The following is a 530-nucleotide window of genomic DNA, read 5'->3' as shown; positions in this document are numbered from 1 at the left end:
AGCTCGATGGTGAAGGACACCTGCTGGTCCACCGACAGGCTGCGGCAGTCACCCTCGATGTCGTCGCGGTACACGCGCACGGGTGCCTCGCGTCCCACGGGGACGATCCAACCCGTGCCGGTGGACCTGTCGTACCACTCGACGAAGCCGATGCACCGTTCGTCCATGGCGGCGATCCCTCCACCCTGCGGTGAGTCCGGTCCTGGCCGGCCAGCCGATCTCCACTATGGGGCGGGCGGTGCGAAGGCGCATCCCGGCTCTTCGCGTCGAGCGGGTCGAGCGAGCCGAGCCGAAGTCGCCTGACGGGCATAAGCCCAGTTCAGACGCCTCCGGCCAGGTGACTGGGGGCGGTGGGGCCGCTCGGGGTCAGTGCTCGCAGAGCGAGAATTCCCGCTCGTAGAGCTGTTCGTTGTGTTCGGCGACGAAGAACTTGCGTTCCCGCATCAGCTCATCGCGGTAGTCCTGAGCCTGTTCGAGCGTCATGGTCGAGGTGTCGGACCACGGCTGTTGCGGTGGCACATCACCGGTCG

Annotated in this window: 1 pseudogene; it reads right to left on the bottom strand. The window is 67.0% G+C overall.

What is annotated here, in order from left to right:
• Positions 1 to 366: 366 nt before the first annotated feature.
• Positions 367 to 530, bottom strand: a pseudogene (locus tag G3I71_RS52050) (DUF4246 domain-containing protein); the annotation flags it as partial.

The sequence above is a fragment of the Streptomyces sp. SID12501 genome, from assembly GCF_010550245.1.
In the GTDB taxonomy this organism is placed as follows: Bacteria; Actinomycetota; Actinomycetes; order Streptomycetales; family Streptomycetaceae; genus Streptomyces.
Note: the sequence above shows the minus strand (reverse complement) of the source record. Positions and strands in the feature narration are given on the sequence as shown.